Source organism: Belnapia arida (genome assembly GCF_016773205.1).
Lineage (GTDB): Bacteria > Pseudomonadota > Alphaproteobacteria > Acetobacterales > Acetobacteraceae > Belnapia > Belnapia arida.
The window spans coordinates 1-642 of sequence record NZ_JAETWB010000170.1; the positions used below are offsets into that span (position 1 = coordinate 1).

Annotated in this window: 1 protein-coding gene; it reads right to left on the reverse strand. The window is 67.8% G+C overall.

The genetic code is table 11. From position 1 onward, the window contains the following. On the reverse strand, positions 1–558 hold a 558-nt coding region (locus JMJ56_RS33240; protein ID WP_407927994.1), incomplete at its 3' end, for a hypothetical protein. Positions 559–642 lie beyond the last annotated feature (84 nt).

Genomic DNA, 642 nt, shown 5'->3' on the forward strand with positions numbered 1-642 from the left:
GTCCGTGTTGGCTGGCTGCAGTTCGAGGTCGAGCAGCGAACCGTGCTTGTCGCAGACCACGAACAGCTTCACACCCAAGACCAGCTTGCCGCCATCGATGCCGCGCATCCAGGCGGTCGGGGCTGACCGCAGGGAGCGGCTGTCGGCCACCACAACGGAGGGCAGCACCTCGTCGCCGCAGGCCAGCCGCCAAGCAAGCGCGAGGCGTTGGCCCAGCCTGCGCCACAGCCCCAGGCGGGTCCAGTGCGCGAAGCTGCTGTGCAGGGTGGTGAAGGGAACACCCGAGAGCCAGCCGGCGACGCGCCACTGCAGGCCGCCGAAGGTCAACGTCCAAATCAGCCCAATCAGGCGCCGCCGCAAGGTCAGGTCCGGCTTGCGGCCGCGGCGGTGCACGCCGACCCGCTCGTGGTCCATGGCCTCCAACTCAGCCTCGACCGCGAAGACGAACACCTCGATGTCGGCCAGGACGTTCCAGCCGTCACCACGGCTGGGGCGGGGAACATGGCGGCCGGAAGGCGGAGGCAGGTCGGTATTGCTGCGTAGGCTGGTGCGGGACATCGGCCCAACATGGTGAGGCCCAGTCGGCGCACTGCCCTACGTATCGAAACCGACCTGAAGGAGAAGGCTTATTTCGCGTTCAGA